Raw genomic sequence first — 25,067 nt, 5'->3', positions numbered from 1 at the left:
GCTGACTTTCGCCAATTTCCTTATTTCGTTACGATCGGGAAGATCGCGCCGAGGATCATGGCTCCGATAATCGCGCCGCCGGCGATCGGCTTTTTATAATAGTAGAAGATTGCAGCGCCGATAGTCGCACCGATTCCGACCGGAATGGAAGCCATAACGGCGGAGATAACAATCAACGGGCCCAGATAACGGCCGGAGGCGTTCCCGGCGCCCATCATGACATCCGCTCCGAATGTCGAATTCGATGCGTTGATCGTAAACTTACGAATCAGGATGATGACTGCACCGACGGCTAGGCCCAATACGGCTCCCGTGAGAAGAGCCAGCGGGAAATTCGTCAGCGGTGTCGTCATACCTGCGCCGAGCATAAGAGCCGGCACACCGATGCCGATCCCGGTTTGAAGCGAGCCGCCGATGTCGAGGATACCGACCAGAGGAGCTTCGAGAATACGGGCGAACAGGAAGCTTGCGCCGAATGCCGCCGCGGCTCCGTAGCTGCCGCCTTTCAGACCGGCTTCCAGCATGGCGACGATCGCGATATCGTTAAAAGCGCCTACATGATATACATAGTATAAGTGAGTTCCGGCGAAAATCCCAGAAGAAAGACAAGCTACGAATAAAACAAATGCCCACTCGGAATACCAGAACCCTTTTTGTAAGTTGTTTTCCATGTTATTTCACCACCGATCCGAAGAATGCGTGCAGGTCGATCAGCCACTGCGGTGTCGTCAGGCTCATGCTCTTCAGAAGCGCCACGTCAAACGCGCGGAAGAATCCGCTGAGAATGAACAGCAGGATAACGGCAACAAACATGGTCTTGGTAATCCGGTTCCAGCCGCTGTCGTCTACACCCTTACCGATCAGAATACCCAGCACGATACCCGGTACGGCGTTGCCCATTACGAGGTGGGAGAAACCGCCGAGTACGGTCGCCCATACGCCTGTCCGCCTGCCCGCATCCATGGCTGCGGTCCAGAATACGATCGGCATGATCGGATTGATCAGCCAGTTTGCCGCCGGGACAAGTACCTTCGTCGCCACGGATTGCAGCGAAGCCGGAATTACGGCGGCGGTCGAGTTCAGAAGCGCGACCACCACGGCGCCGATAATCGCGCCGGTCCAAGCCATTTTACGCGGATCGTGGAGAGTTTCCTCCAGCTTTTTGTTGCGGGAAAGCAGCGCAGCGGCAGACCAGTGCGGAATGATCCGGTGGTCGACGTCCTGGGTCAGAGCGCCCGCGCCCACGACGGATGCCCAGGCATTGAACAGGAAGCCGAGGCCGAACGAGAAGTGAGCGACGGCGTCGCCTTCGCAGGCGTTCAGTTCGCCGAAGGTCCGGAACGCGCCCATTCCCTGCACGTTCGGAGCGTGGAACATGCGCGCCGCGCCGGCTCCGACCCCGAAACCGACCAGGAGTCCGATAATAATGGACTCAAAAACGATCATCAATGTGTTCATGTGTATCCCCCAAAACTTCAGTATACAGGTGGTCTCCAGTTCTCTCTATCCTCACACGAAACAGCTGCCCCGGCAGCTCAGCGCATATGAAGCAAACGCTGATACTTGCTCAGGTTCTCTTTATTTTCTGTAAATTCCACTTCCGAGAGGTTCACATATTTCAGTTTGACCGTTATTCGCAGAGTCACCTCGTAGCGAGTTCTCGTCCGCGGAAATAGGAATCCGAGAAACTTCTCACGGTATTGCGTCAAATGGGCCGAAACGACTTCTACATCCTGAGGCTCGATTTGCAGAAGAACATCTGACGTCTCCTTCGAAATTTGGCTTTTCATGCGGGTCAGAGCCTGTTGAAAAGCTCCCTGCTTGGTTTCCGACATCCCGCTTACGACGAGTGTTAACGGCTTTTCCTGAAACATGGTTTACCTCCCGTTTTTCTTGATAAATTCTTCGGTTAAACGGCGGCCGAGTTCTTCGACATCCATGAAACCGAACCCAAGCACTTTTTTGCCTTCGCGGATCGCCGTGACGCCCGCATCAATGGAACGCATACCGAATTCCATCGGATATTTATATTTGGTATTCGCCGTAACCGCACCCGCCCCGCCGCTTCCGCAGAAGGAGATGCCGAAATCCGCGTTTTCCTTGTTCATCACGTCGCCGAGCTTCATGTCGGCGCCTACGCCCGGAATCACGATAGCAACGCCGCCGGCAGCCTCTACCCCTTTTGCCACGTTCTGGCCTTTACCGAGACGGTCGCCGATAATTACTTTCACTTTGTTTTCCATGAACTTTCACTCCTTAAAGATTGGTTTTGGCCGCTTCGAAATGAACAGCAAGGAAGAATACTTCCGCGGCGTCCAGCTTTCTTTGCGGCGGCAGGTTGTAGTCGGAGAATAAGCGCTTGCTGAGATCTATGGACTCCGCACTGATTTCTTCGAACATCTCCGGCTCGATTTCCGGCAAATATTCGTCCTGATCGACTCTTCTCAGGAAAGCGAGAAGATGAATGCCGATAATGACGGCTTTCGTGTGCGGGATACTAAGCCCGATCTCTTGCGACATCGGACGAAGTTTCGTTAACAGGTCTTTTACCACTTCGAGCTTTTCGGGAGAAGCTTCCGTTTTCTGCGGAATTTCTTCCAGGACTTCATTCAGGTTGTACATGATGTATCTCTCCAGCTCTTAAAGTATATTGCGGCTGCAGCTGCTGATCGTATTGAACTGTCTTGCCTTCCGAATCCGTAAGGGAAACGGGCTCCTGCACAAGCCGGAATACGGTGATATCCGCTTCGGCGCCTTCGCGGAGAGTGCCGATTTCGTTTTCGCGCTGAATGGCTTTGGCCGGGGCTACGGTGGACCAGGCAACAACCTGCTCCAGGGAATAGCCCATCGCCAGGAGCTTCGTCATCGTCAGGGCGAGGCTGTAAACCGGTCCGCGCTGCAGATTTTCCAGATACAAGTCCGTGGAGATGGAGTACGGATCAATGCCCAGCTCCTTCGCTTTCATTAACGTATCGAAGCTGAAGCTGGAGCTGCCGTGTCCGACATCGAACAGGACGCCGCGTTCAAGCGCACGGACCGCCTGCGGAATCAGACCTCCGTCCGGGCTCAGGATGCCGCCCGCTTTGCCGTGGAAGGCATGGGTGACAACGTCGCCGGCTTCCAGCAGGTCCAGCACCTCTCCCAATGCGGGAGGGGCGTTGCCGATATGGACCATTACCGGGAGGCCGGCTTCCCTTGCCGTATCCTTGGCAATTTCCAGAGGGCGGATGCCGCTCGTTTTCACGACCGATCCGCTCATGCGGGCTTTGATCCCGATAATAGGGTCCCGGTTGCGCTCGATGACCGCAAGGACTTCCTTCGGATCAAGCTTCGTCAGATCGGCCAGCTCCGAGCGTCCTTCGACGAGGCCGGGCGCCGCGATATTCAGCCAGGCGTAAACGCGGCTTTTGCTCGGCTCGATGCTTCTGCGGACGAAATCGTCGAAATTGGCGGCTCCCGAGCTGCCGGCGTCGACAACGGCCGTTACCCCTTGGTCGATTCCGACGCGGTCAGGGGCTACGCCCATGGCAGGCACGCCTTCATAAATGTGGGTATGCATATCGATGAAACCCGGCGATACATAACTCCCCGAAGCATCGAGCGTTTGCCCGGCCTCGACGGCAGCCGTACCCGGCTTGTAAACACCTGTGATTTTCCCTCCGCTGACCGCAACGTCAAATGCACCGGATATTCCTGTGGATGGATCGATTACTGTTCCTCCGTGGATCAACAAATCCGCTTTCATGGTTACGCACTCCTCTCAAAGTACCGTAGAATGGCCATTACTTCGCCTTCCGTCGCGTGGATGCGATGCTCGGAAAGCAGCATTTTTAATTCCTCCGCCAGCTCGCCTTCCGCCCCTTCGGCTGAAGGAGCGGAGCCCGTTTGGATATAAGCCGTATCGAATGCGATGCGGTTCATCATAAAAAGCAGATGAAGCGTCAGGCCTTCGAGTCTCTCTTCATTCAGATACGGAGCGAAACGTGTCCGGATTGCCCGGCTCAGTTCGAAGCCTTTCCAGATAATATCCTGGAATTTCTGCTCCAGATAGGAAAGCTCGGGCCGCTGCAGGCTCGATGACCGGCCTGCCGACGCACCCTTCGCACCCCCATGCTTCTCCAAGTTCTCAAGCCTAAGCCGGATCGATTTGAAATCGTTCTTATCCGGAATCGGATTGACGACCACAACGGGTACGTGCGCTTCAATCGGGAAAATACTGATCACCAGATCGAAATCGCCGACAACCTGCTTGTCGAACTCCATCACGGAACAGAAGGCCGCGACCTGGAGTGTCTTGATTTCATTTTCAATGACCGTCTTCAAAAGTTTGGACGTCCCCCGGCCCGTTCCGCATACAACCAGCGCCCGGTACCGCTGGATATCCTGCTTGCGTTCGAAAGCGGCTTGAAAGTGAAGGACGATGTAGGCGATATCCGAATCCGACAGCAGAATGCCGTAAGGGGAAAATACTTCTCCGCAGGCGGACCTCACGGTTTCAAACATGGTCCGGTAAGATCTGAGTATTTCTTGAAGAAGCGGATTCGGTTCCGCGACTCCGTAGCTGTATTTGTTCAATTTATCTGCGATATGAGCGTGAAGATGCTGCATGAGATCCGGATCTTTGCGGAACCGGACGTGGACCGACCCGCTGACTCTGTCGATAAGTTTCTTCGTCACGGCAAAAGCGTCGGGCAGCTGCGCCCCTTCCTCATCCCTCGCTTTAAGCAGCGGGGGGATCAAACCGATCGCCGGCAGGCTGATGTAGCGGATGTTCTCCTCGGATAGAGGAAGCTCCAGTTCCGTAAACAGTGCCGTAAGCTTCTGACGGAACAAATCCGAGATGCTCAGATGATAGCCGGCCAGCGTCCGCTGATCGAAGGTGACGGCGCTTTCTCCGGATTCGGCCGCAGCCTGTTCCTCCGCCGGGCACTGCCTCTGAATGACGATGCAGAGCCGGATAAACACTCCGATGATCGCATTGTCCGTCAGCAGGAGCTGCGTCTTCTCCCGGATTTCGCGAACCAGGGAGCCGACTTCCTCGAACACGCGGTCCAAGTCGCGCACCGGCTGCAGAAACCATTCCAGCAGCTTGCTGAAGTGAAGGTGCGGCCGCCGCTCCTGCACGACTCCCTGCACGATCTGGAACATGTCGTTCCCGTCCAGCAGGTCCTGAATCACATGCTCCAGGACGGCATGCCTTCTCATTTCGGAACCGCTTACTCGAATTCCGTGCCGGGTCCGGTTAAGCGTGAGTCCCGAGTTGGCGAGCAGCTGATCGGCCAGAGCCAGATCAGCCTGAACGGTGTTCCGGCTTACATCGTGCTTGACGACGAGTTCGCCGATAGTGAGGTATCCGTCCAGCAGCAGAAGATCGATCAGCATGTGCCTCATCCGTTCCTGCTGGTTCAGAAAGACGTGCTCGCCGACCGCATCCAGCTTTTCCAGCAGATGAATGCGCTCCGTATCGCTGCAGTCGATCCAGATTCCCCGGCTCGGCTTGGAGAGCAGTTCGATCTGCTCCTGCTGCAGCCAAAGCCGGATGGATTCGAGATCGTATTTGACGGTTCGTTCGCTGACCTGAAACTCTTCCGCACATTCCTTGATGCGGAGCGGACTGTGGGAATAGACGATTTTTTTGAGCAGTGCACGAGATCGCGTTGTGAGCGTCATGATATCCCCTCCTGCATATTCATCCTGTTAACGTCTATTGTACCACTACCCGCCCGCCGGTACGGAAGAAAAACAAGGCCTTCCCGCCGCGGTACTGCATCTACAGTTTCCGCTGATTTCACTCGTAAGCGTGCGTTTTTTCACTTGGAGGTATTTATAGACTTATCGGTATATCGGGCCGGCCCGGGCAAAAGTTTACAGCCACTCCGCCACGGCCGGAACCCGGCTTATAATGTGCTTGCGAATTTCTTCGGCCGTATCAAGTTCCAGCGCTTCGTCCGCCAGACGGCTCAGCTCGCTCCGGTCCAGCTTGTGCATCAGCGCCCGCGCCGTAGCCACGGAGCCGCTTCCCATGCTGAACTCATCCAGCCCCATGCCCAGCAGCAGCGGAATCGCGATGGCACTGCCGGCCATTTCGCCGCACATGCCTACCCAGCGGCCTTTCGCATGCGCCGCCCCGATCACGTGGCGGATCAGCCGGAGCACGCCCGGATTAAACGGTTCGCTCAAATGCGCGATCGTTTCGTTCATCCGGTCGGCCGCCATCATGTACTGCACGAGGTCGTTGGTGCCGATGCTGAAGAAGTCGGCTTCGCGCGCCAGTTGATCGGCCGCCATGCCCGCCGCGGGCACCTCGATCATAATGCCTACCTCGATGTCCTGCGCGTATTTGACGCCTTCCGCGTCCAGCCCGGCTTTCGCATCGGCCAGGACCGCGTTCGCCTGGCGGAGCTCTTCGATGTTCGAGATCATGGGATACATGATCTTCACATTGCCGTAAGCGCTCGCACGGAGTATCGCGCGCAGCTGCGTGCGGAACAGGTCCTTCCGGTCCAGGCAGAGGCGGATGGCACGATAGCCCAGGAACGGGTTCGCTTCCTTCGGCAGGCTCAGGTAAGGCAGTTCCTTATCTCCGCCGATGTCCAGTGTCCGGATGACGACCGGCTGGCCGGCGAACATTTCGGCCACGACCTTGTAGGCCAGAAACTGCTCTTCCTCCGTCGGCATCGTATCTCGCCCCATGTACAGGAACTCCGTCCGGTACAGTCCGACACCCTCGGCTCCGCCGTCTCTGGCGGCCTGGGCGTCCTGCGGGCTGCCGATGTTCGCGGCCAGCTCGACATGATGCCCGTCCGCGGTTTCCGTCGGGCGTCCGATGTAGGCGCCCAGCCGGGAGCGGCGCTCTTCGTACCGGGCCTGCTTGCCCCGGTACAGCTCCAGAAGCCCGGCATCCGGATTGATGTGCACGATGCCTTCGCCCCCGTCCACGATCACGTAGTCGCCGGGCTGTACCCGTGCCGCTCCCGCGCCCATGCCGACGACCGCCGGAATTTCCAGGGAGCGGGCCATGATCGCCGAGTGCGAAGTCCGGCCGCCCACCGCCGTAACGAAGCCTGCGATACGGCTGCGGTCGAGCCGCGCCGTATCCGACGGCGTCAAGTCATGGGCGAAGAGGACGACGGCTTCGCCCTCACCGCCGATGTCGCCGGCGGATTCCCCCCGCAGCAGGCGCTGAAGGCGGCCCGCCACATCGCGGATGTCCGAGGCGCGTTCGCGCATGTAGGCGTCGCTCATGTTCTCGAACAGCTCCACGAGCGCCTTCGCCGCGTCTTCTACGGCCGCTTCGGCGTTCAATCGCTCCGAACGGATGGCTTCGGCCGCCGCTCCGACGAAATCGTCGTCTTCGAGCAGCAGCATGTGCGTCTCGAAGATTTCGGCGTGAGCCTCACCCAGTTTGAGAGCGGTTTCTTCTTTGAGGCACTGAAGCTCGTCAAGAGCTTCCCGTGTCTTCTCCTCCAGCCTTGCAACCTCGGCTGCGGTTTCTTCTTCCGCCAGCGTTCTGCGCTGTGCTTTCTCTGCCTGCGGCTGCCACAAATGAGCCTTCCCCATCGCATAGCCCGGTGCGGCCGCGATGCCCTTCACGCTTTCCGTTTCTCTCTCCACTATCATCCGGTCACCTATTCAAGTACGGACTCGAGCATGGTTCCCAGCTCATTTACCGCTTCTTCTTCCTGTTCGCCGGAAGCTTTAACCGTTACTTTATCGCCGTAACGCATTTCCAGGGAAAGCAGTCCTACGATGCTTTTCGCATTGACGCTCTTGTCTCCCTTGGCAATCGTGATGTCACATGTAAATGCTTTTGCTTTTTTCATAAGTGCCCCTGCGGGACGCGAGTGAATACCTAACGGATTCTGTACGGAAAACTCTTTCTCCATCAATGGTATCTCCTTCCGATTTAAAACGGTTTCTGTATGGCTTAAACATTTTGTAAAGGAAAGGTTCCTGTAAACTCAAGATAACGCAACCGCTTCCAACTGAAAAGATCAAACCTTTTGCACCATCCGTGGTGCAAAAAGAAAACCGGATCTGGGAAAATAGTCCCAAACCCGGTTCTTCAGTTCCTGCCATGCAGGGAATTACGCCGGAAAATTAGGCGGCTGAGGCAGATGGCCATCCTCCCCGAGAGGCTCCGTCTCCTCTCTTTTTTTGCGGCCGTCGGCCATCAGCCTGACTGCCTTCGCCTGTACGACCGGAATCGAAATCAGACTGACGAGCGTGACTCCGATAATGGAAATATACAGCCAGCCCTCCAGTTTATCCAAAGACATAATGAATATCAGCAGCACAATCCGCATCCCGACCAGCATCGTTTCCCGCCAGATGAGAAAGGCCGCTTTCCGGCCCGGAGCGTAGTCCTCAATACATTGAAACTGCTGGGCGTTCCAGATCATCGCAAAGAAAAACATGCCGAACGCCGTAAGCACATTCGAAAGGATCAGCAGCGGTTTAAGGGGAAACATCGCGATCACAAACCCGGCCGAAAGCAGAAGAACCCCGAGCCAGAGACAGAAATTGTCGTTCCATTTGAACTTGCGGTACAGAACAAGCCCGAGAAAAGCCGACCCGGTATACAGCAAATTCAGCAGCGCGATAAGCAGCTTATCCTGGGTGACCGTGAAGGTGAAAACAAGCGTAAACAGGTTTTGAAACTGAAGGAATACGCCTCCAGCCAAAATCGAAAGGATCAGCCAGACGGAATGCCGGCCGCCGAAAACTCGCTTCCACTGAAGCTGCTGCCAGAAGCCCAGCCGGGGCGTTTCCATTCTCGGCAGTGCGATACGGGGCATCGTAGCCGAGAAAACCAGCATGACGATCAGGAAGACAAACATCAGGACGAACGAGCTCTCATACCCGAACCAGCCGATAAACTGGGCCGAAACAATAGGAATGACCATGGACAATATCGACGCGATCAGATTGTTGGCCGCGAAAAAGGAAGCGATTTCAGTTCCTTTACCCGAAAAAGAAACGCTTAAATTTTGGGCGACCGTATAAAACCCCCACATGAGACCGACCGGAAATCCGATCAGGGCGATCCACAAAATCCGGCTCTCCAGCGTCAGAAATGTCAGCATAATAAATGCGGCCGTACCCCCGAAGGCGGACAAGGCGAGCAGCAGGCGGATCGTGCAGTGATAAAGCAGCTTCGCCCCGAGAACGAATGAGAATCCCCAGCCGAAAAACATCACCATGTTGAACCAGGAAATTTCAAAAATGCTGGTATTGGCCTGCCAAATGTACAGGTTCACGAAAATCCCGATGTAAATAAAAATGATGGACGACACAAAGTTCATGATCAGCATTTTTCGCATGTTCGTCGACAACGGATTCACCCTTCCGGCTCAAGCATCCAATCGATCGGGAAAATTTTCCGATTCTCAAGCCCTGTTCGCATTATAAGCATAAGTTGTAAACGCGTCCATGATTAAATTTGTTAATTTACGCGATTATTTTTTTGTAAAGGGACAACCCCCCAATCCTCACTATCATCCGGTTCATAGCATAGAGAGATTTCCAATCGAATCCGGGAGGAATGATCCATGACGATTTTGATCACCGCGCTCGTTTTTATTGCCGCCGCAGCCGTCGTTTATTTGTTTTTCCGTAAAAAAGAACAGCCGAAAGAACCCCATCAGCCCCACCAGCTTATCGTAAGGTTCAAGCCGGAAACACCGGAAGAGCTTGTCTTGAAGCTTCATAAGAAATACAAATGCAAGGTGCTGGAACAATGCAGCACGCTCGGTCACCAGGTATTGTTCACGAAGCAGCCTCTTCTCAAAACGATCAAACGCTATGAAAAACACGAAGTGCTGGAGTACGCCGAATTAAACTATATGTATCAGGCGTTCGATTCCACGCCTTCCGGCGGCAAGAAGCAGGGGAAGGGCCAATCCTCTCCGGATGCGGATGCGTTTGCCATCCCCAACGATCCTTATTTCAGCCTCTATCAGTACGGTCCGCAGAAGATTTCGGCGCCTTCGGCTTGGGATGTGGCGCAAAGCAGCAGTTCCATCGTCATCGCAGTCCTGGATTCGGGAGTCGAGCTGACTCATCCGGATCTGGCCGCGCATCTGGTTCCCGGTTACGATTACGTGGACAATGATTCGATTCCGAGCGACGGCAACGGACACGGCACCCATGTGGCGGGCATTGCGGCCGCCGTTACGAACAACGGGATCGGAATCGCCGGCGTCGCTCCGCTCGCTTCCATCCAGCCTATCCGTGTCCTTGACAACTCCGGCAACGGGACGGTCAGCAATATTTCCAACGCAATCATATACGCCTCTTTCTTCGGCGCCCAGGTGATCAATCTGAGTCTCGGCTCCCCATACAGTTCGACGACTCTCCAATACGCGCTCGATTACGCCTGGGGCAAGGGATCGGTCATGGTGGCTTCGGCCGGGAATGACGGAAGCACGACACCCAACTATCCGGCCGCCTATTCAACAGTCATTTCAGTAGCTTCCACGGATTCGGCCGACAATATCTCCTCCTTCTCCAACCGCGGAAGCTGGGTACAGGTGGCCGCGCCCGGATCGACGATCCTATCGACGTTCCCCGGCTCCAGCTACGCCTATCTCAGCGGCACCTCCATGTCGGCTCCCCACGTGTCGGGTGTAGCCGCTCTCCTCGCGGGACAAGGCCGCACGAATGCGCAAATCCGCGACGCAATTCTGCTTAACGCCGATCCGATTGCCGGCACAGGCACGTACTGGGTGTACGGACGGGTCAACGCCGACCGCGCGGTACGATCCTGAACAGGCGGATATCCGAAGATCGCCGCCTCTTGCGGCGGTTTCCTACCCTTCAGATATACACAAGAGTAAAAGCTCCCTTGCCGGGAGCTTTTTTATTGTTCCGCCTCTTATTTCAGCCGTTCTTTAGCCATTCAATTGGAGACGTTCTCCAAATCTTTCGATTTTCTCGGAAATAAACCGCTTTCAGCCCGTTTTGTCCGCCGTACGGTCTCATTTCCGCCTATATGAGGCTCTATCTGCCTTGCCCGCTTTTTCCATTGCCCTTTACAATAAAGAAATGAGTGTATCCCTGAGGAGGTGGTGGCATGGGCAGTCAGAGGCTGCTTCGGAACTATGTGAAAGCGAACCTGGGACTGTATTCGGTCGGGGTCGCCTTTATTATCCTATCTAACGTGGTGCAATCGTTTTTCCCCCGAGTTCTGGGAGAATTTACGGACGATCTGCAGCTTAAAGTCGCCACATCCCACACGGTTGCAAGCTACAGTATGCAGCTTCTCGGAATCGGTGTGGCTTACGGCGTGCTCTTCGGCATCGGCCAGTATACGAACGCACGGCTCGGACGCCGGTTCGAATACGCAACGAGGCAAAAGCTGTTCCGTCATTTCTCCACGCTCAGCGAGCATTATTTCTCCAGGCACGGTGTCGGCAAGCTCCTCAGTTACGTCATGAACGACGTGACGGCCGTCCGGGAATCCATCTCGAACGGAGTCAACCAGACCACCAATGCCATCTTCTTTATTCTCTCGGCTTTTGTCATGATGTCCTTCAGCTCCATTCCTTTCGGCTTGATAGCCTTGAGTCTTGCGCCTATGGCTTTTATTCCGCTCATCGTCGTGTTCCTGGGGCCGCGTATCCGCTCCCGTTCTCTCGATGTGCAGGAATCGCTCGCCACGATGACCGAATCGGCCGAAGAACAGTTCGGCGGCATCCGCGTGACCAAAACATTCGCGGCCGAAGAAATCGCCTACGAGCGTTTCGGCCGGAACGTCGACGCGATCCGGGAAAAGCAGCTTCGGCTTGTCCGGATGTCTTCGCTATTTCAGTCCCTTCTGCCCCTGATGGGCTCGTTCTCGATGATCATCGCCATTCTGGCAGGGGGCTATATGACGCTGCATGGCCAAATTACGCTCGGCAGCTTCGTATCCCTTACCTTCTACCTGCGGATGATGATGACACCTCTGCAGCAGATCGGCAACGTGATCAATATGATGCAGCGTTCGCGCGCGTCGCTGGAGCGGCTCAATGACCTGCTGGCCGTAAAACCCGATATCCGGGAGGAAGCAAAAGCCGAGCGGTTGGAAAACGGGGCGGGAGAGCTGGAAATCCGCGGATTGTCCTTCTGTTATCCCGGTTCGGACCGCCGTGCTCTGGAAGCCATCGACCTGAAAGTGGAGCCGGGCAGGACGCTCGGAATCATCGGACGCACGGGCAGCGGCAAAACGACGCTCGTCAAGCTGCTCCTGCGCATTTACGATCCGCCTGCGGGCACGATTTATATCGGCGGCCACGATATCCGCCGGGTTACGCTGGAGAGCCTGCGTTCGCAGATCGCCTATGTCCCTCAGGACGGCTTTCTGTTCAGCACGACGATCCGGGACAACATCGCCTTCTCGAGACGGGATGCGGCGGACGACGAAATGCAGCAGGCCGCCCGCGAGGCGCAGATTTACAGCAGCATCACGGAGCTGCCGCGCGGCTTCGAAACGAAGCTCGGCGAACGCGGCATCACCTTGTCCGGCGGGCAGCGCCAGAGAGCGAGCCTGGCCCGCGGCTTCATGAAGCAGGCGCCCATCCTCATTCTCGATGACAGCGTAAGCGCCGTGGACGCCGTGACGGAAACGAACATCGTCCGCCAGATCCGTGCCGCCCACCGCGATAAAACAACGCTGATCATCGCTCACCGGATCAGTGCGGTCAAATATGCGGACGAAATCGTCGTCCTCGATGAAGGCCGGATCGTACAGCGTGGCACGCACAAGGAGCTGCTCGCCCGTCCGGGCTTGTATGCCTCCCTCTATCAGATTCAAGAGGAGGGGACCCAGCATGCCTGATCCGAAATCACCGGACACGAACGCTTCTAGGGAGTCAGCTTCTACCGGTTCAGCCGGGCAAAATACCGCGGAGCCCCCGCAAACGTCGGACACCGCTAAGAGCGGCGAAGCCTCCGAACCGAAAGGCGGTCCGAGTCCGAGCAGGCTTGCCGCTTTCAAGGCGACGCTCACATACGCCAAGCCGCACAAGCTGACGTTCATCGGCATTTTCTTCTGCTCGCTGATCGCCATCATCGCCGAGCTGCTGCAGCCGTATCTGGTCAAAATCGCCATCGACGACCACCTCTTCGGCGGAAGCGGAGCCATGCGGCCCCTTCTGATCATCGGACTGTTTTACCTGGGGCTGTCCGTCGTGAACTTTGCTTTTACCTACGTTCAGAACAACCTGCTCCAGTATGCCGGACAAAGCATCGTCGCCAGTATCCGCAAAAATTTGTTCGCTCATATTTCGAAGCTGTCGATGTCTTTCTTCGACCGGTATCCGATCGGAAGCCTGGTCACGCTCGAATCGAGCGATACCGAGACGATCAGCCAGTTTTTCACCCAGGTGTTCCTCAGTCTCGTCCGGGACGGGATGACTCTGGTGCTGATCATCTTTTTCATGTTTCAACTGGATGCTACACTCGCCTGGTACAGTATGCTTCTTCTGCCGGTCATCGCCCTCATCGCCGTCCTTTTCCGTTCCATGCTGCGAAAAGCTTACCAGGAGACGCGGGCGCAGCTGTCCCGTCTCATCGCTTATCTGGCTGAAAATCTCGCCGGGATGAGCCTGATTCAGACCTACAACCAGCAGGATGAACAGTTCGGACGTTTCAGCGATCGCAACGGGCAGTACTTGAAAGCCAATTTGAAAGAAATCCGCACGAACGTGCTGTTCAACCGGTCCTTTGATATTTTCGGCAACATATCCGTCGCTCTTCTCGTCTGGCTCGGCGGACTCGCTTTTCTCGGCGGCAGTATCGAATTCGGTGTGCTCTACGCTTTTATTACCTACATCCGCCAGTTTTTTCAGCCGATCAACCAGATTACCCAGCAGTGGAATACCTTGCAATCGACCTCCGTTTCGATGGAGCGGCTGTGGAACATTTTATCCACGGAGCCCGATGTAAAAGAACCTGGCGGCGAAGATAAAGTCGAAGTCGACTGGAAAAAAACAGCCGGAAAAATTGACTACAATCACGTGGATTTTTCTTATGTAGAAGGAAGCAGGGTCCTCCGGAATTTGGACCTGCACATTAAACCGGGGGAAATGATCGGGATTGTCGGAACGACAGGCGCCGGCAAAAGCTCGCTGATATCGCTGCTTACCCGCTTTTACGACGTGAACGCCGGAAGCGTCACGATCGACGGTACGGATATCCGGCGCATTCCGCAGGATACGCTTCACCGGATGATCGGGCTCGTCCAGCAGGAGCCGTACCTGTACTCCGGGACGATCCTCGACAACGTACGGCTGTTCCGGCAGGAAATCAGCCGCGAAGAGGTGACCGCCGCCTGCAGGGCGGTCGGGGCCCATCCGCTCATCACCCGGCTCAAGGACGGGTATGATACGAAGCTATCGGAACGCGGCAGCGGCCTCTCGGCCGGCGAGCGACAGCTTCTGTCGTTCGCGCGCATTCTCGTGTTCAAACCGAGAATTCTGATACTCGACGAAGCTACGGCCAACCTCGACTCCCATACGGAGCAGCTCGTGCAAAAGGCGCTCTCCGTCGTCTCCGAAGGCAGGACGGCCTTGCTCATCGCCCATCGGCTGTCCACGATTATGCACGCCGACCGGATCATTGTCATGAAGCACGGCGAAATCGTGGAGGAAGGCACCCACAGGCAGCTGCTCGCCAAGAAAGGCTACTACGAGGAGCTGTACCGCCACTCGCAGGGCATGCAGGCGATCGGGTCCTGACTGTCCGCCCCGCTTGTATAAAAAGACCCGCAGCCTCACGTTCGGTTACGAACGCGGACTGCGGGTCTTTTGTGTCGGCTTGCTTCCGGCACGCGGTGTTTGGCTCCGCATGAGGGCGGTAACCCGCATGCTTCTAAACGGCGGCTTGCTTGCGGCAAGGACGCGAAACCGAGTTTGCTCTCCTTGGAGCCCGCCGTACATTTTGGGGAGGGAGCGCCGGTCGCGGATACATAGCCATTCCCCCGTGAGCGGCTCCTGGAGCGGAATGGACCCTGCTTGCGGCAAGCGCGACATGGCCATAGCGCGCCAACCCTACTTGCGGCGGCTTGCCTTAGCATGCAAAAAAGCCGCGTCTTTTGTACGCGGCTGTGCCGGGTCTGCTTTCGGAGAGCCCGCGCTCCGCAGCGGCAGGCATGACACGCCCTGCTTCTTACGCCTCCGCCGTTCCCGCAGGCGGAGGCAGCAGCTCGCGCTCCGCCCGGTCGGCCAGCTGCTTCAGCGTGACGTCGTCCATCGGGGGATTGTGCAGCCCGAACCGCACATCCCGGTACAGCCGCTGAAGCGGGTGCGTCATCGCCAAGCTGTGCGCGCCCGCGATCCGCATCGACTTGTCGACGACAGCGAGGGCCGTCCGCACGGCGAACGTCTTGACGGCGCTCAAGTCCGCGGCGAAGGCTCCCGGATTTGCGGGGGCGCTCTCCCAGCGCTGCGCGACCGCGTAGAGGAAATGCCTCGCCGCGGAAAGCTCCAGCTCGATCTCCCCGATCAGCTGCCGGATATGGGGCAGCTCCAGAATCGGGTGAGGAAGCGAGTTCGGCCGGTAATCCGCCGCGAAAGAGACCGCTTCCCGCCTCGCCGCAAGAGCGATGCCGAGGTAGCAGGCGGGAATGTGCAGCAGATACGGATGAGCCGCCGGCCCGGGTCTGCTCGGTTCGCTGCGGGTGTGCTTTACCCTCGCCTCTGGCGGGACAAGCACATCCTCCAGCACCAGGTCGTGACTGGCCGTTCCCCGCATGCCGACCATATCCCACGTCGGCTCGATACGGACGCCTTCCGTCGCGACGGGAAAAACAAACTCGCCGTGACTTCCGTCCGGCTCCAGGGAAGCCGTCACAATGACAAGGTCAAGGGCGGGAGCCAGCGTCGTAAACGTCTTGCGGCCGTTCAGACGGTAACCTCCTTCTACCTCTGCCGCCGTTGTGGCCGGACGGCCTCCGCGCGACGGGCTCCCCGTCCCTTTTTCCGTAGCCGCACGGTTAATCAGAAGGTTGCGTGAGGCGATGTCTCTGCACAGCGCCTCGTATTTGTCCTGCCAGGCAGGCTGATTCGCCAGTTCCAGAACGATGCCCAGATGCCAGCCGATTCCGAGTGCAGTGGCCGCATCTCCCTGAGCCAGCCTTTCCTGCAACAGGACAAACCCGTACAAGGATGCTCCGGCTCCTCCATATTCGGCCGGGACGGTCAGCGAAGGATAACGGACTTCCTTCAGCGCGTCGATAGCCCCGTAGGAGAAGCCGTTCTCCTCGTCCGCTCTGGTTGCTCCTTCGCGCAAAGTGTCGGCCAGCCGGCCGATCTCATCGAGACGCTCCTGCTCTTCCGCTGTTCGGGCGAAGCTGAACGGAGACAGGTTCATCGGCCGTTCACCCCGCCTGTCCGCATGATCCGCTCCAGAACCCGCTTCTCCAGACGGGCGAATTCGGGATCGGCCTGGTCCCTCGGCCACGGCGCCGGGTTATCGGCATCGAGCGCGATTCTTCCGTCTTCGATAAGAAGAATCCGGTCCGCCAGACGTACCGCTTCGCTGACGTCGTGCGTGACGAGCACGGTCGTGAAGCCGTGCCGCTGCCAGAGCGTGCCGATCAGCTGCTGCATCTCCAGCCGGGTCAGCGCATCCAGGGCGCTCAGCGGCTCATCCAGCAGCAGAAGCTTCGGCTGGCGGACAAGCGCCCGCGCCAAGGCGACCCGCTGCTTCTGGCCTCCGGACAAGACACCCGGCCATTCGCCGGCCCGATCCGTCAGGCCTACCTGTCCGAGTACGTGCAGGGCACGCGGGCGCCAGTTCCCGCTTAAACCGATCCCCACGTTGTCCAGCACGGTTTTCCACGGGAGCAGGCGCGCCTCCTGGAACATGACCGTGATATCCCGGCCGATGCCGGATACGGGCCTCCCGTCGATCTCGATCCGACCCCCGGTAGGTTTCTCAAGCCCCGCCAGAAGTCTCAGCAGCGTGCTTTTTCCGCTTCCGCTTCTGCCTGCAACGGCAATAAACTGGCCCGGAGAGATCGTCAGATCCAGTTCGTGAAGCACCTTTTTGCCTCCGAACGATTTATGAACGCCCTGCAGCCGGACAGATGCTCCGAACAGGCGCTCCCCGCTTTGACCGGCGCCTTCGCCCGAAACCGCCCTTCGCTTATCACCTGCCAAAGCTTCCGTATATAAAGCCTCCTCGGCCAACTGACTCCACCCGCTCAATTGCGGCACCTCCGTTTACGTTGTTCTAGGCTTTCCGGTAGCTTACATTCCACTTGAGCACAGTATGCTCCAGCCATTTGGCGATCACATCCGCCAGCTTGCCCAGCAGCGCGTACAGCAGAATACTTAAAATGATGATGTCCGCCTGCATAAACTCACGGGCATTTAAAGCCAAATACCCGATTCCTTTATCCGTTGCGATCGTCTCGGCTACGATCAGCGTCAGCCACATAATTCCGAGCCCGTATCGGATCCCCACAAAAACGGAAGGAAGCGCCCCCGGCAAAATAACATGGCGGAAAAGCTGCCAGGAGGTGAGTCCGTAGACGCCCCCCATTTCTAAATACCCCCGGTCGATGGATCGTATTCCGTGAAATGTATTTACGTAGACCGGGAAAAGCACGCCTAGAGCAACCAGAAACACCTTCGCTCCTTCGTCGATTCCCATCCATAATATCACAAGGGGTACCAGCGCAAGGTGCGGAATATTCCGGATCATCTGGATCGACGTATCGAACATCCGGTAGGACGTCACAAACAATCCGTTGGCGGCCCCCAGCAGCAGCCCGATTCCCCCGCCGATGACAAAGCCTGCTGCCGCGCGCCCCAGACTGACGCCCAGATGATACGTAAGCTGGCCCGAGGAAAGAAGCTTCCAACCCGACCTCGCCACCTCAAGAGGAGGCGGGAACAAGCGCTGGGAAACGGGCCCGTAGACGGCGGCCAGATGCCAGCCCGCCAGAATAAGCACCGGAAGCAGCCAGGGAAGCAGCGCGGCCGCCCATGTATCTCTTCGTCTCGTATCCGCTTGCCGAATGCTTACCGACATTTCGTCATCTCCCTCAAGTTATGATCCGCCGTCATTTTCCGATTGCCCACGCCTGCTGGGCGGGCATCAGCGGAGCGACATCGATTTTCTCCCCGATGAGTCCGATCCGGTGGAACGTATCGGCCAGTTTTTGCTGCGGCCCGACGATTTCCGGAGTCAGATTTTCTACCCCGTACGTTCGGCGGTTTACCGCCCGTTCGATCGCCTTTTGGTCGATGCCGAGCGCTTCCGTCAGCTGCTTGACGACCTCCGGCTTGTTCGTATTGGCCCATTTGTCGGAGACGTCGATTTCTTCCAGAATGGTTTTGATCAGCTCGGCATTTCCTTTCGCGAACGCTTCATTGGCGTAATAAAAAGTCCGGTTCGGTGAAAATCCCGTTCCGTCCGTCAGCGTCACCGGCGACAGATCGTTCTCGACCGAGGCAAAGAAGGGATCCCAGGAGCCGAGCGCGTCCACCTGCCTCGTTTCAAACAAGGCTCTCCCTTCCGATGCGTCTTTGACGAATACGAATTTGACATCGTCCAGTTTGAGACCGGCTTTTTCTATAGCCAGAACAGCCAGGTAATGATGATTCCCGCCCTTCGCCACCGCGATCTTCTTGCCTTTCAAATCCGCGACGGTTTTTACCGGCGAACCCGCATGAACCACAATTCCCATCCCTTCCGGATTGGGAAGATCACAGCCTACGTAGACAAACGGTTTGCCTCCGGCCTGCGCGAATACGCCCGAGCCGTCTGCCGCATGCCCGAAATCGATGCTGCCCGCCGTTAACGCTTCCAGCAGAAAATTCCCGCCCGCAAAAACTTTCCATTCCACGGTGATGTTCTTCTCTTTCAGCCGTTTCTCCAAATTGCCGTGCTCTTTCAAAATATTAAGCGTATTTCCTTTCTGGTACCCGATCCGGAGTACCTTGGAGTCTCCCGGTACGGCGGATTTCGCCTCATTCGGTGCTGTTGCGGCCTCCTTGTCTCCGCCTGAAGAGCATGCGGACAGAACGGCCGCAGCGGTCAGCATAAGGGCCGCCAGCCATGCCTTTGTACGTGCGGAACGCTTCAGCCACCCGGATATCGTTGTCATTTCCTTCTCTCTCCCCTTCATGTTCTTCCGCTCATCCGAAAAAAAAGAAGACGCACTTTCCCCTGACAGGAAAAAAGCGCGTCTCCGTTCGAACGGTAGACTATCGTTTCGATAATTCCGATTGGATTAGTATGCTATCGAGTTTCAAGTAGCTTAGCACACGTTTTTTTGAAGTGTCAACGTCTTTTTTACGACTTTATAGGTAAGCGGGGTCCCCACCCTATAAGGCGATTTACAGCGTAACAGTGTTATGTTACAATCTTTTTCAAGAGGTGTTGAGATGACACAGGAATTGATTTCGAAAAAAGATCTGCTCGAATTGACCGGCATATCGTACGGCCAGCTTTACCGCTGGAAACGCAAAAATCTCATACCGGAAGCATGGTTTATCCGAAAATCAACCTTCACGGGGCAAGAAACGTTTTTTCCCAAGAAAGAGATTCTCGTCCGCATCGACAACATTTTGCATCAAAAAGACGATTTGTCGCTGGATGAGCTGGCCGATCGTTTTTCCCCACGCCCCTCCGACCTGAGCATGACAAAAGAAGAACTTATCCTTCATAACATTGTTTCGAAGGTGGCGCTGGACTATTTCGTCCGGCTCAGCGGAGACGCCGAAGTGTGGACCTTCGAGCGTATTTTCGCCGTCTATCTTCTTCACACGCTGCTCGAAACCGGGGAAATCAGCTTGGAGGAAGGAAGCGGCCTTATCCGGCTTATGACCGACGAGTATCCGAATATGAGCGACAGCGACGGGGAGCTCCTTTTTATCCGCAAAATGGGGGTGTCCACCTGTCTTCTAAAGCAGGGCACCGGGGAGATTTATCTGGAAAAGGGTGTGAAAGTGGCGGCGCGCCTGCAGCTTTCCGCATCCGTTGAAGCGTTAAAAACAAAAATTTGGCGGGAGGCCTGACCATGGAAGCACAGCCTAATATAACGAATGACTTGTCCATCGCGGGATCGGGTTCGGCAGACGGCGGACGTTACCGGAATACGAGAATTAACGGAAACGGCCGGATAGACGGGGACCTGGAATGCAGAAGCTTTAAATCGGCGGGTCACAGCAATGTGTACGGAAATTTGGCCGCCCTGGAAGTGATCATACGCGGAAGCGGCTCCGTATCGGGAAATGTCCGTTCCGAATTGCTGAGTGTCAGCGGAAACGGGGAATTCCGGGGCGACGTGGCTGCCGGCCATGTCAAAGTGAACGGATCGGCCGGCATCGGCGGCTCCTTGACCGCAGACACGGCGGTCATTCGCGGTTCCGTACAGATCAATGGAGACTGTGAAGCGGAAAAGTTCGAAGCCTACGGCGGTTTTGAAGTCGGCGGTCTGCTGAATGCGGGCATCATCGACATTCGCCTGTTCGGACCGTGCCGGGCCAGAGAAATCGGCGGAGAATCCATCCAGGTGAAGAAGAACGGTTTTCTGAACTCGCTGGCTTCTCTTTTCGGTTCCAAACGCACCTCCCTGGAAGCCGGAACCATCGAGGGGGACGTCATCTACCTGGAGCATACATCCGCCTCCGTCGTACGCGGTAGAGACGTGAAGGTCGGTCCGGGCTGTGAAATCGGGCGGGTGGAGTACACGAACACCCTGTACGTAGATAACGATTCGACCGTTGCCGAACGACAGCAGCTGTAAACCGCAAGAACGATCAAGTCCCGTCCGGCTCTCCATGGTAAGCTGATAGCGGAAAGGCAGGCGATACCCGGCTATGGTGCAAGCAGCCCTACATTCGGAAACGGTCAACCGGACCCTTTCCTACATTGAGGCTCATCTGAAGGAAGAGTTGACTCTGGAAATCCTCGCCGAGCGGGCGGCATTTTCCATGTATCATTTTCACCGGATCTTCCAGACTCAGGTAGGCATGCCTCCCGCCGACTATATCCGCAGGCGCCGGCTGTCCAGCGCGGCATGCAGCCTGCTCGGAACCGAGCGGAGGATTCTCGATATCGCGCTTGATTACCGTTTCGATTCCCAGGAATCGTTTACCCGCTCTTTCAAGCGCATGTTCCTCATGACACCCGGCCAATATCGTTCCTACTACCGCAAGCTTACGATGCAGAAGGAGAGTGAATTCGAAATGGCCGAACAAGCGGAACAAATGAATGCTTTACAAGGTGAGCCCCGGGGCTGGCTTCTTACCGGCACCCATTCGGAAGATTACGTGATGGGGGTAGACCGGCTTGAGGTCCACCACGGCAAATCGTCCGGCTATCTCCGTTCGCTTACAGAACGGGCCTACGGCTTCGGGACCATGATGCAGATGTTCAAGGCGGACGCTTACTCGGGAAGCCGGCTCCGGCTGAGCGGATTTGTCAAAACGGAGCAGGTCAAGGTCTGGTGCGGCCTGTGGCTGCGCATAGACGGCAAGGATCATGACGTGCTCGGGTTTGACAACATGAGCGGCAGACCCATCCGCGGAACGACGGGCTGGAGCCGATACAGCCTGGTGCTGGACGTGCCCAAAGAGAGTGTCGCTATCGCGTTCGGCGTTCTGCTGAACGGCAGCGGCCGGGTCTGGATCGACAGCCTCCAGTTCGATACCGTCAGCCAGCAGGTGCCTGTGACGAATCTGGAGGAGGTTAGCGCGCTGCCCGACGCTCCGGTCAACCTGAACTTTGAAGAAGAGCCCGGATTGTAGAGCTTTGAAACGAAACAAAGACGATTCCCATCGGGAATCGTCTTTGTTTATAAATCACTCGCCGGGACGGCACGATAAGCGGCACCGTTACCCGGTAGTTGAGCATCGGATAGACGGAATCGGTTACGTACGCTCCGCTTCCTGCTGATGCTCTTCATGGATTTTATAGAGCGCCTGAACAAGCGGATCGGCCGGATCGCGGTTCAGCAAGTGAAGCGTCATCAGAAACTGGAGCGGAAGGGCAAACGTATTGTTGCCTTCTTTGATGGACGGGAAGCCCACTTCCAGAACAGGCCCCGCTTCCGGGTGCATCTCCAGATCGACGTAGATCTGTTCTTCCGGAAATTCGCTTCTTACGCTCTCCGCGCAGTGAGGCACGATATATTTGTCCAGCAGCTCTTTCGCTTCTTCTTCGCTCTGAGGAGCGGCCGGAAGCGGACGATTGTCGGAGCTGCGAATCAAGTCCACGAAGAAGGAAGACATCCATAGACCCGGATTCTCCTTGTTCTGGAACGTATGCACGAGCTCGTTGAGGAAAAAGCCGCAGGAATAGCTGTTATCGTTTTGACGGACCGTGTAGGCGAACAAAGGACCGAAGACGGGGTGCTGTCCTACCTGTCCTTCAACTTCGTAGTCGGAAAACTGCTCTTTCAATACCTGTTCGGCGTGCTTGAACCAGGCAAAAATAATTTCGTTCTGCTGCTGCTGCTCCTGCTGTTCTTTGGCTGCCTGTTCTTCGGGAGACAGCTGCTCTTCTTCTGTCGCTTGAGCTTCGATAGGCTGATCGCCGGATTCGTTAGGTGTGGTCATATATACTCCTCCTTGCCTCCCATCTTATCATGTTCTGGAGATGATGGGAAAGCGCCGTCTTCTTTTGCCGCTTCGGTTAAAAAACGGCCGTTATTTCACATAAAGCCTTCCGGTCTCTTCCCAGATTTCTCCGGGTTCCAGCCCGAACAAGCCGATTTCCTCCGCCGGCAGCGGACTGTTCGGCGCGTTGACGAGATTCACCTGCGGCTCCGGGCAGAAAAAACCTTCCTCCCCGAAGTGGTTCCAGATCATCCACTGCTTGTAGGACGTGCCGACATCGTAAACGAGGGTCACGTTGTGTTTCGTATCGGTCAGCTCCATGCGGTTGCGCCCGTTCCGGGCGGACACCGTATAATGGTTGTCCAGCGGTTCGTAGAAGGGATAAATCCCTTCGTCCCGAAGCTGCTCTTCTTCCCGCGTCAAGGGCTGCTGCCTGCCTGTAGGAAGCATGCGGTCGTTCATTTCCCAGCGCTTGCCGATCGTCAGCTTCACCCGATAATCCTTCGCCGAAGCATCCGGCGCGAAAGGAGCGTTAACCGATGTATGAAAAGCAAGCAGACAAGGCATCCGTTCTCCTCCTTCGTTGCGGATAAACAGATGCTGGGCCAAGCCGTCCGCGCCGAGCGAATAACGCAGGCGGATCGTAAAGCGGAACGGCAGAAACTTGTACACTTCATGGGCTTCATCCACCCGGACGGACACGCTTACGAAGCTTTCGCTTTCCGTCGTCCCGTATTCGTCGACTTGCCAGGGAATCTTATGTAGAAATCCGTGCAAATGGTTGCCCGTTGCCTCTTCGTTAATCGGAAACCGGAGCACTTTGCCGTTCCACGGAAACTTGCCGTCTTCGTAACGGTTCGGCGGAAAAAGCACGGGAATGCCGTGGATTCCCGGATTCGCCTTAAAGGATTCCAGCTCTTCCTCAGCCGGTTCGTGCAGAAACCGGTAGCCTTTATCCGTATCCCTAAACGCGATAAGGTTGCCTCCGTAATCCGGGAGCATGACGGCTTCATAGGCGCCCCATTCCAGGCGAACGGCTTTCATTCCCTGATAATCACTCTCATACGCACGGTTGTGTGTCATGCTTCTCTCTCCCCTCGTCAGTTCCAGTGCGGCCTTTTACCAGACTATTATATCATGAAAACTCTTTCATTCCGCCTCCCCAAAATCGAGAATAAGCTCGATAACCTCCGAACGGCTGGCGATCCGTATGGGCGGTCCCCATGTGCCGAAACCGGACGATACGACGACATGCATCTTCTCCTTTAGCATGTAACCCCAATCCAGCTCGAACAATCTTCCCGTGATCCAGTGATTCGGCGCGAACTGCCCGCGATGCGTGTGGCCGCACAAAAGCACGTCAGCTCCGGCAGCGGCGGCCTTGGCGAAATGATAGGGCTGGTGGTCCATCAGGAGGATCGGCTTCGAATGATCAAGCCCGGATAACAGTTGGTCCACTGCCATACGGCCGCCGGTTTCGAACGACTCCGCCGTCTTGTCTTTGCGCCCCGCGATATGGAAAGCGTCCTCCACGGAAACCGTCTCGTCCCGCAGCACGCGGATACCGATCCGCTCCATTTGGCGGATGTGCTCTTCGATATGGCCCCCGTAATATTCGTGGTTTCCCAAGACCGCATATACCCCGTATTTCGCCTGAAGCTGCTTCATGACCTCCGACATCCCGTTGCGGATATACGGCTCGATGCTGTCATCGATAAGGTCGCCGGGCAGCAGAACAAGATCGGGCTTCATCGCGTCGACCGTCTTAACCAGCCGGGCCAAATGCCGTTTTCCTACAATATTACCCAAGTGAATATCGGATGCAACGGCTACCCGGAGCTGCCGCAGCTGACCGGCCCCCTTATCGACCCGGGCCCGGTACGTCCGGACGATGGGCGTCCAGGCATTCCAGTATCCTTTGGCAAGCAGGATAATCAGAATCACGAGCACGACGCTTCCCGTACCTCCGAAATATACGGCGGGCGGAAATCCCGCAAGTTTCAAGAGCCAAGCGGCCAAATCTCCCAGCGGAAGGAGAATCACGGCAAATTCCAGAACGGCAAAGTAATAAGAGCCGATAACCTTCAGCAGCCTGCCCGGGGGACCCGGAACTAAGGGAGAGCGGCCCAGCATGTAAGCGAGAGCCAGTACCGCCAGTAAAGTCCAGTACAACCCGCCCGGCACGGAAATTCCCCAGAAGTCGAGAAACCTCTCGCCATGCCAACCGATGTAAATATTAAGCCCCCCATAAACGAGCAGGGCCAAAACAAGCAGAACAAGACGCGATTTCACTAGAGTCCGACTCCTTTATTTAACAGGTAAACAGATAAGATGTCCGCATTATACCACGGGGAGACGGCACGGAACCAATCCGGTCCCATCCGCTGAACATACCTGTAAAAAAGGAGGTTTTCTCCAGAAAGAAATGAAGAGTAAGACCCTGTGACGATTAGCATTTTACGCCATAAAAATACACTCCCTAGAATTCACCGGATGAACCCGAAGATTCCC

The 25,067-nt window shown here is 56.4% G+C and carries 23 protein-coding genes; 6 read left to right on the top strand and 17 right to left on the bottom strand.

What is annotated here, in order from left to right:
* Positions 1 to 20 precede the first annotated feature (20 nt).
* The 10 genes from AC58P5_RS14645 to AC58P5_RS14600 form a co-directional block, all read right to left on the bottom strand.
* Positions 21 to 671 (bottom strand): DUF4310 family protein, encoded by a 651-nt coding sequence (locus AC58P5_RS14645; protein ID WP_497387669.1) that lies wholly within the window; start codon positions 669 to 671, stop codon positions 21 to 23.
* Between the two features lies 1 nt (position 672).
* On the bottom strand, positions 673 to 1,458 hold the full coding sequence (locus AC58P5_RS14640; protein ID WP_497387667.1) for a DUF4311 domain-containing protein: 786 nt from the start codon (positions 1,456 to 1,458) through the stop codon (positions 673 to 675).
* Positions 1,459 to 1,535: 77 nt separating this feature from the next.
* The gene (locus AC58P5_RS14635) at positions 1,536 to 1,874 is read right to left on the bottom strand and encodes a DUF4312 family protein (protein WP_042228729.1); all 339 of its coding nucleotides are present in this window, start codon (positions 1,872 to 1,874) and stop codon (positions 1,536 to 1,538) included.
* Positions 1,875 to 1,877: 3 nt separating this feature from the next.
* Entirely contained in the window at positions 1,878 to 2,243 is a 366-nt protein-coding gene (locus AC58P5_RS14630) for a glycine-rich SFCGS family protein (protein WP_497387665.1), read from the bottom strand.
* 13 nt (positions 2,244 to 2,256) lie between these two features.
* Positions 2,257 to 2,622, bottom strand: coding sequence for a PRD domain-containing protein (locus tag AC58P5_RS14625; RefSeq protein WP_497387663.1), 366 nt, complete (start codon positions 2,620 to 2,622; stop codon positions 2,257 to 2,259).
* Entirely contained in the window at positions 2,606 to 3,745 is a 1,140-nt protein-coding gene (locus AC58P5_RS14620; protein ID WP_497387661.1) for an amidohydrolase/deacetylase family metallohydrolase, read from the bottom strand. Before AC58P5_RS14620 ends, AC58P5_RS14625 begins: the two co-directional genes overlap by 17 nt.
* Positions 3,746 to 3,747: 2 nt before the next feature.
* Positions 3,748 to 5,670 (bottom strand): BglG family transcription antiterminator, encoded by a 1,923-nt coding sequence (locus AC58P5_RS14615; protein WP_497387659.1) that lies wholly within the window; start codon positions 5,668 to 5,670, stop codon positions 3,748 to 3,750.
* Positions 5,671 to 5,865: 195 nt separating this feature from the next.
* Entirely contained in the window at positions 5,866 to 7,620 is a 1,755-nt protein-coding gene (gene ptsP / locus AC58P5_RS14610; RefSeq protein ID WP_497387657.1) for a phosphoenolpyruvate--protein phosphotransferase, read from the bottom strand.
* Positions 7,621 to 7,628: 8 nt separating this feature from the next.
* Positions 7,629 to 7,886 carry an HPr family phosphocarrier protein gene (locus AC58P5_RS14605; protein ID WP_009677256.1) on the bottom strand — a complete coding sequence of 86 codons (258 nt, stop codon included), beginning with the start codon at positions 7,884 to 7,886 and terminating at the stop codon, positions 7,629 to 7,631.
* A gap of 201 nt (positions 7,887 to 8,087) precedes the next feature.
* Entirely contained in the window at positions 8,088 to 9,344 is a 1,257-nt protein-coding gene (locus AC58P5_RS14600; RefSeq protein WP_497387655.1) for an MFS transporter, read from the bottom strand.
* 207 nt (positions 9,345 to 9,551) lie between these two features.
* Here AC58P5_RS14600 and AC58P5_RS14595 point away from each other — a divergent pair, with 207 nt between their 5' ends.
* The 3 genes from AC58P5_RS14595 to AC58P5_RS14585 all read left to right on the top strand — a co-directional run bounded on the left by AC58P5_RS14595 (position 9,552) and on the right by AC58P5_RS14585 (position 14,720).
* Entirely contained in the window at positions 9,552 to 10,769 is a 1,218-nt protein-coding gene (locus tag AC58P5_RS14595; RefSeq protein WP_497387653.1) for a S8 family peptidase, read from the top strand.
* 305 nt (positions 10,770 to 11,074) lie between these two features.
* Entirely contained in the window at positions 11,075 to 12,820 is a 1,746-nt protein-coding gene (locus AC58P5_RS14590) for an ABC transporter ATP-binding protein (RefSeq protein WP_497387651.1), read from the top strand.
* The gene (locus AC58P5_RS14585) at positions 12,813 to 14,720 is read left to right on the top strand and encodes an ABC transporter ATP-binding protein (RefSeq protein ID WP_497387649.1); all 1,908 of its coding nucleotides are present in this window, start codon (positions 12,813 to 12,815) and stop codon (positions 14,718 to 14,720) included. The genes AC58P5_RS14590 and AC58P5_RS14585 overlap by 8 nt, the downstream gene beginning before the upstream one ends.
* Before the next feature lie 430 nt (positions 14,721 to 15,150).
* On the opposite strand, the gene AC58P5_RS14580 is transcribed toward AC58P5_RS14585, so the two are convergent.
* From AC58P5_RS14580 to AC58P5_RS14565, 4 genes are read right to left on the bottom strand one after another with little or no spacing between them, the layout of a single operon-like run.
* On the bottom strand, positions 15,151 to 16,353 hold the full coding sequence (locus tag AC58P5_RS14580) for an acyl-CoA dehydrogenase family protein (protein ID WP_497387647.1): 1,203 nt from the start codon (positions 16,351 to 16,353) through the stop codon (positions 15,151 to 15,153).
* A complete protein-coding gene (locus tag AC58P5_RS14575) occupies positions 16,350 to 17,192 on the bottom strand; it encodes an ATP-binding cassette domain-containing protein (RefSeq protein ID WP_497387645.1) in 843 nt (280 codons plus the stop codon). The genes AC58P5_RS14580 and AC58P5_RS14575 overlap by 4 nt, the downstream gene beginning before the upstream one ends.
* A 25-nt stretch (positions 17,193 to 17,217) precedes the next feature.
* The gene (locus tag AC58P5_RS14570; RefSeq protein WP_497387643.1) at positions 17,218 to 18,021 is read right to left on the bottom strand and encodes an ABC transporter permease subunit; all 804 of its coding nucleotides are present in this window, start codon (positions 18,019 to 18,021) and stop codon (positions 17,218 to 17,220) included.
* Between the two features lie 31 nt (positions 18,022 to 18,052).
* Positions 18,053 to 19,099: a sulfonate ABC transporter substrate-binding protein gene (locus tag AC58P5_RS14565; protein WP_497387641.1), complete on the bottom strand. Its 1,047-nt coding sequence runs from the start codon at positions 19,097 to 19,099 to the stop codon at positions 18,053 to 18,055.
* 280 nt (positions 19,100 to 19,379) lie between these two features.
* Between AC58P5_RS14565 and AC58P5_RS14560 the strand changes: the two genes are divergently transcribed.
* The 3 genes from AC58P5_RS14560 to AC58P5_RS14550 all read left to right on the top strand — a co-directional run bounded on the left by AC58P5_RS14560 (position 19,380) and on the right by AC58P5_RS14550 (position 21,746).
* Positions 19,380 to 20,012 carry a YhbD family protein gene (locus AC58P5_RS14560; protein ID WP_497387639.1) on the top strand — a complete coding sequence of 211 codons (633 nt, stop codon included), beginning with the start codon at positions 19,380 to 19,382 and terminating at the stop codon, positions 20,010 to 20,012.
* 2 nt (positions 20,013 to 20,014) lie between these two features.
* Positions 20,015 to 20,743: a polymer-forming cytoskeletal protein gene (locus tag AC58P5_RS14555; protein ID WP_497387637.1), complete on the top strand. Its 729-nt coding sequence runs from the start codon at positions 20,015 to 20,017 to the stop codon at positions 20,741 to 20,743.
* Positions 20,744 to 20,816: 73 nt separating this feature from the next.
* On the top strand, positions 20,817 to 21,746 hold the full coding sequence (locus tag AC58P5_RS14550; protein WP_497387635.1) for a helix-turn-helix domain-containing protein: 930 nt from the start codon (positions 20,817 to 20,819) through the stop codon (positions 21,744 to 21,746).
* A gap of 123 nt (positions 21,747 to 21,869) precedes the next feature.
* On the opposite strand, the gene AC58P5_RS14545 is transcribed toward AC58P5_RS14550, so the two are convergent.
* The 3 genes from AC58P5_RS14545 to AC58P5_RS14535 form a co-directional block, all read right to left on the bottom strand.
* Positions 21,870 to 22,556, bottom strand: coding sequence for a hypothetical protein (locus AC58P5_RS14545; RefSeq protein WP_497387633.1), 687 nt, complete (start codon positions 22,554 to 22,556; stop codon positions 21,870 to 21,872).
* Between the two features lie 90 nt (positions 22,557 to 22,646).
* A complete protein-coding gene (locus AC58P5_RS14540; RefSeq protein ID WP_497387631.1) occupies positions 22,647 to 23,639 on the bottom strand; it encodes an aldose 1-epimerase in 993 nt (330 codons plus the stop codon).
* Between the two features lie 66 nt (positions 23,640 to 23,705).
* A complete protein-coding gene (locus tag AC58P5_RS14535) occupies positions 23,706 to 24,848 on the bottom strand; it encodes a metallophosphoesterase (RefSeq protein WP_497387629.1) in 1,143 nt (380 codons plus the stop codon).
* Between the last annotated feature and the right edge of the window lie 219 nt (positions 24,849 to 25,067).

Source organism: Paenibacillus sp. JT31N7, from assembly GCF_059692095.1.
The sequence above is the reverse complement of the archived record's forward strand: the minus strand, read 5'-3'. Positions and strand labels throughout refer to the sequence as shown.

What these genes read in the sequence shown, in the direction of transcription:
- AC58P5_RS14570 (WP_497387643.1), bottom strand. Translation starts at nt 18,021, where the DNA reads ATGTCGGTAAGCATTCGGCAAGCGGATACGAGACGAAGAGATACATGG.
- AC58P5_RS14565 (WP_497387641.1), bottom strand. Translation starts at nt 19,099, where the DNA reads ATGACAACGATATCCGGGTGGCTGAAGCGTTCCGCACGTACAAAGGCA.
- AC58P5_RS14590 (WP_497387651.1), top strand. Translation starts at nt 11,075, where the DNA reads ATGGGCAGTCAGAGGCTGCTTCGGAACTATGTGAAAGCGAACCTGGGA.
- AC58P5_RS14555 (WP_497387637.1), top strand. Translation starts at nt 20,015, where the DNA reads ATGGAAGCACAGCCTAATATAACGAATGACTTGTCCATCGCGGGATCG.
- AC58P5_RS14580 (WP_497387647.1), bottom strand. Translation starts at nt 16,353, where the DNA reads ATGAACCTGTCTCCGTTCAGCTTCGCCCGAACAGCGGAAGAGCAGGAG.
- AC58P5_RS14560 (WP_497387639.1), top strand. Translation starts at nt 19,380, where the DNA reads ATGACACAGGAATTGATTTCGAAAAAAGATCTGCTCGAATTGACCGGC.
- AC58P5_RS14640 (WP_497387667.1), bottom strand. Translation starts at nt 1,458, where the DNA reads ATGAACACATTGATGATCGTTTTTGAGTCCATTATTATCGGACTCCTG.
- ptsP (WP_497387657.1), bottom strand. Translation starts at nt 7,620, where the DNA reads ATGATAGTGGAGAGAGAAACGGAAAGCGTGAAGGGCATCGCGGCCGCA.
- AC58P5_RS14620 (WP_497387661.1), bottom strand. Translation starts at nt 3,745, where the DNA reads ATGAAAGCGGATTTGTTGATCCACGGAGGAACAGTAATCGATCCATCC.
- AC58P5_RS14635 (WP_042228729.1), bottom strand. Translation starts at nt 1,874, where the DNA reads ATGTTTCAGGAAAAGCCGTTAACACTCGTCGTAAGCGGGATGTCGGAA.
- AC58P5_RS14550 (WP_497387635.1), top strand. Translation starts at nt 20,817, where the DNA reads ATGGTGCAAGCAGCCCTACATTCGGAAACGGTCAACCGGACCCTTTCC.
- AC58P5_RS14630 (WP_497387665.1), bottom strand. Translation starts at nt 2,243, where the DNA reads ATGGAAAACAAAGTGAAAGTAATTATCGGCGACCGTCTCGGTAAAGGC.
- AC58P5_RS14645 (WP_497387669.1), bottom strand. Translation starts at nt 671, where the DNA reads ATGGAAAACAACTTACAAAAAGGGTTCTGGTATTCCGAGTGGGCATTT.
- AC58P5_RS14605 (WP_009677256.1), bottom strand. Translation starts at nt 7,886, where the DNA reads ATGGAGAAAGAGTTTTCCGTACAGAATCCGTTAGGTATTCACTCGCGT.
- AC58P5_RS14615 (WP_497387659.1), bottom strand. Translation starts at nt 5,670, where the DNA reads ATGACGCTCACAACGCGATCTCGTGCACTGCTCAAAAAAATCGTCTAT.
- AC58P5_RS14545 (WP_497387633.1), bottom strand. Translation starts at nt 22,556, where the DNA reads ATGACCACACCTAACGAATCCGGCGATCAGCCTATCGAAGCTCAAGCG.
- AC58P5_RS14585 (WP_497387649.1), top strand. Translation starts at nt 12,813, where the DNA reads ATGCCTGATCCGAAATCACCGGACACGAACGCTTCTAGGGAGTCAGCT.
- AC58P5_RS14625 (WP_497387663.1), bottom strand. Translation starts at nt 2,622, where the DNA reads ATGTACAACCTGAATGAAGTCCTGGAAGAAATTCCGCAGAAAACGGAA.
- AC58P5_RS14540 (WP_497387631.1), bottom strand. Translation starts at nt 23,639, where the DNA reads ATGACACACAACCGTGCGTATGAGAGTGATTATCAGGGAATGAAAGCC.
- AC58P5_RS14595 (WP_497387653.1), top strand. Translation starts at nt 9,552, where the DNA reads ATGACGATTTTGATCACCGCGCTCGTTTTTATTGCCGCCGCAGCCGTC.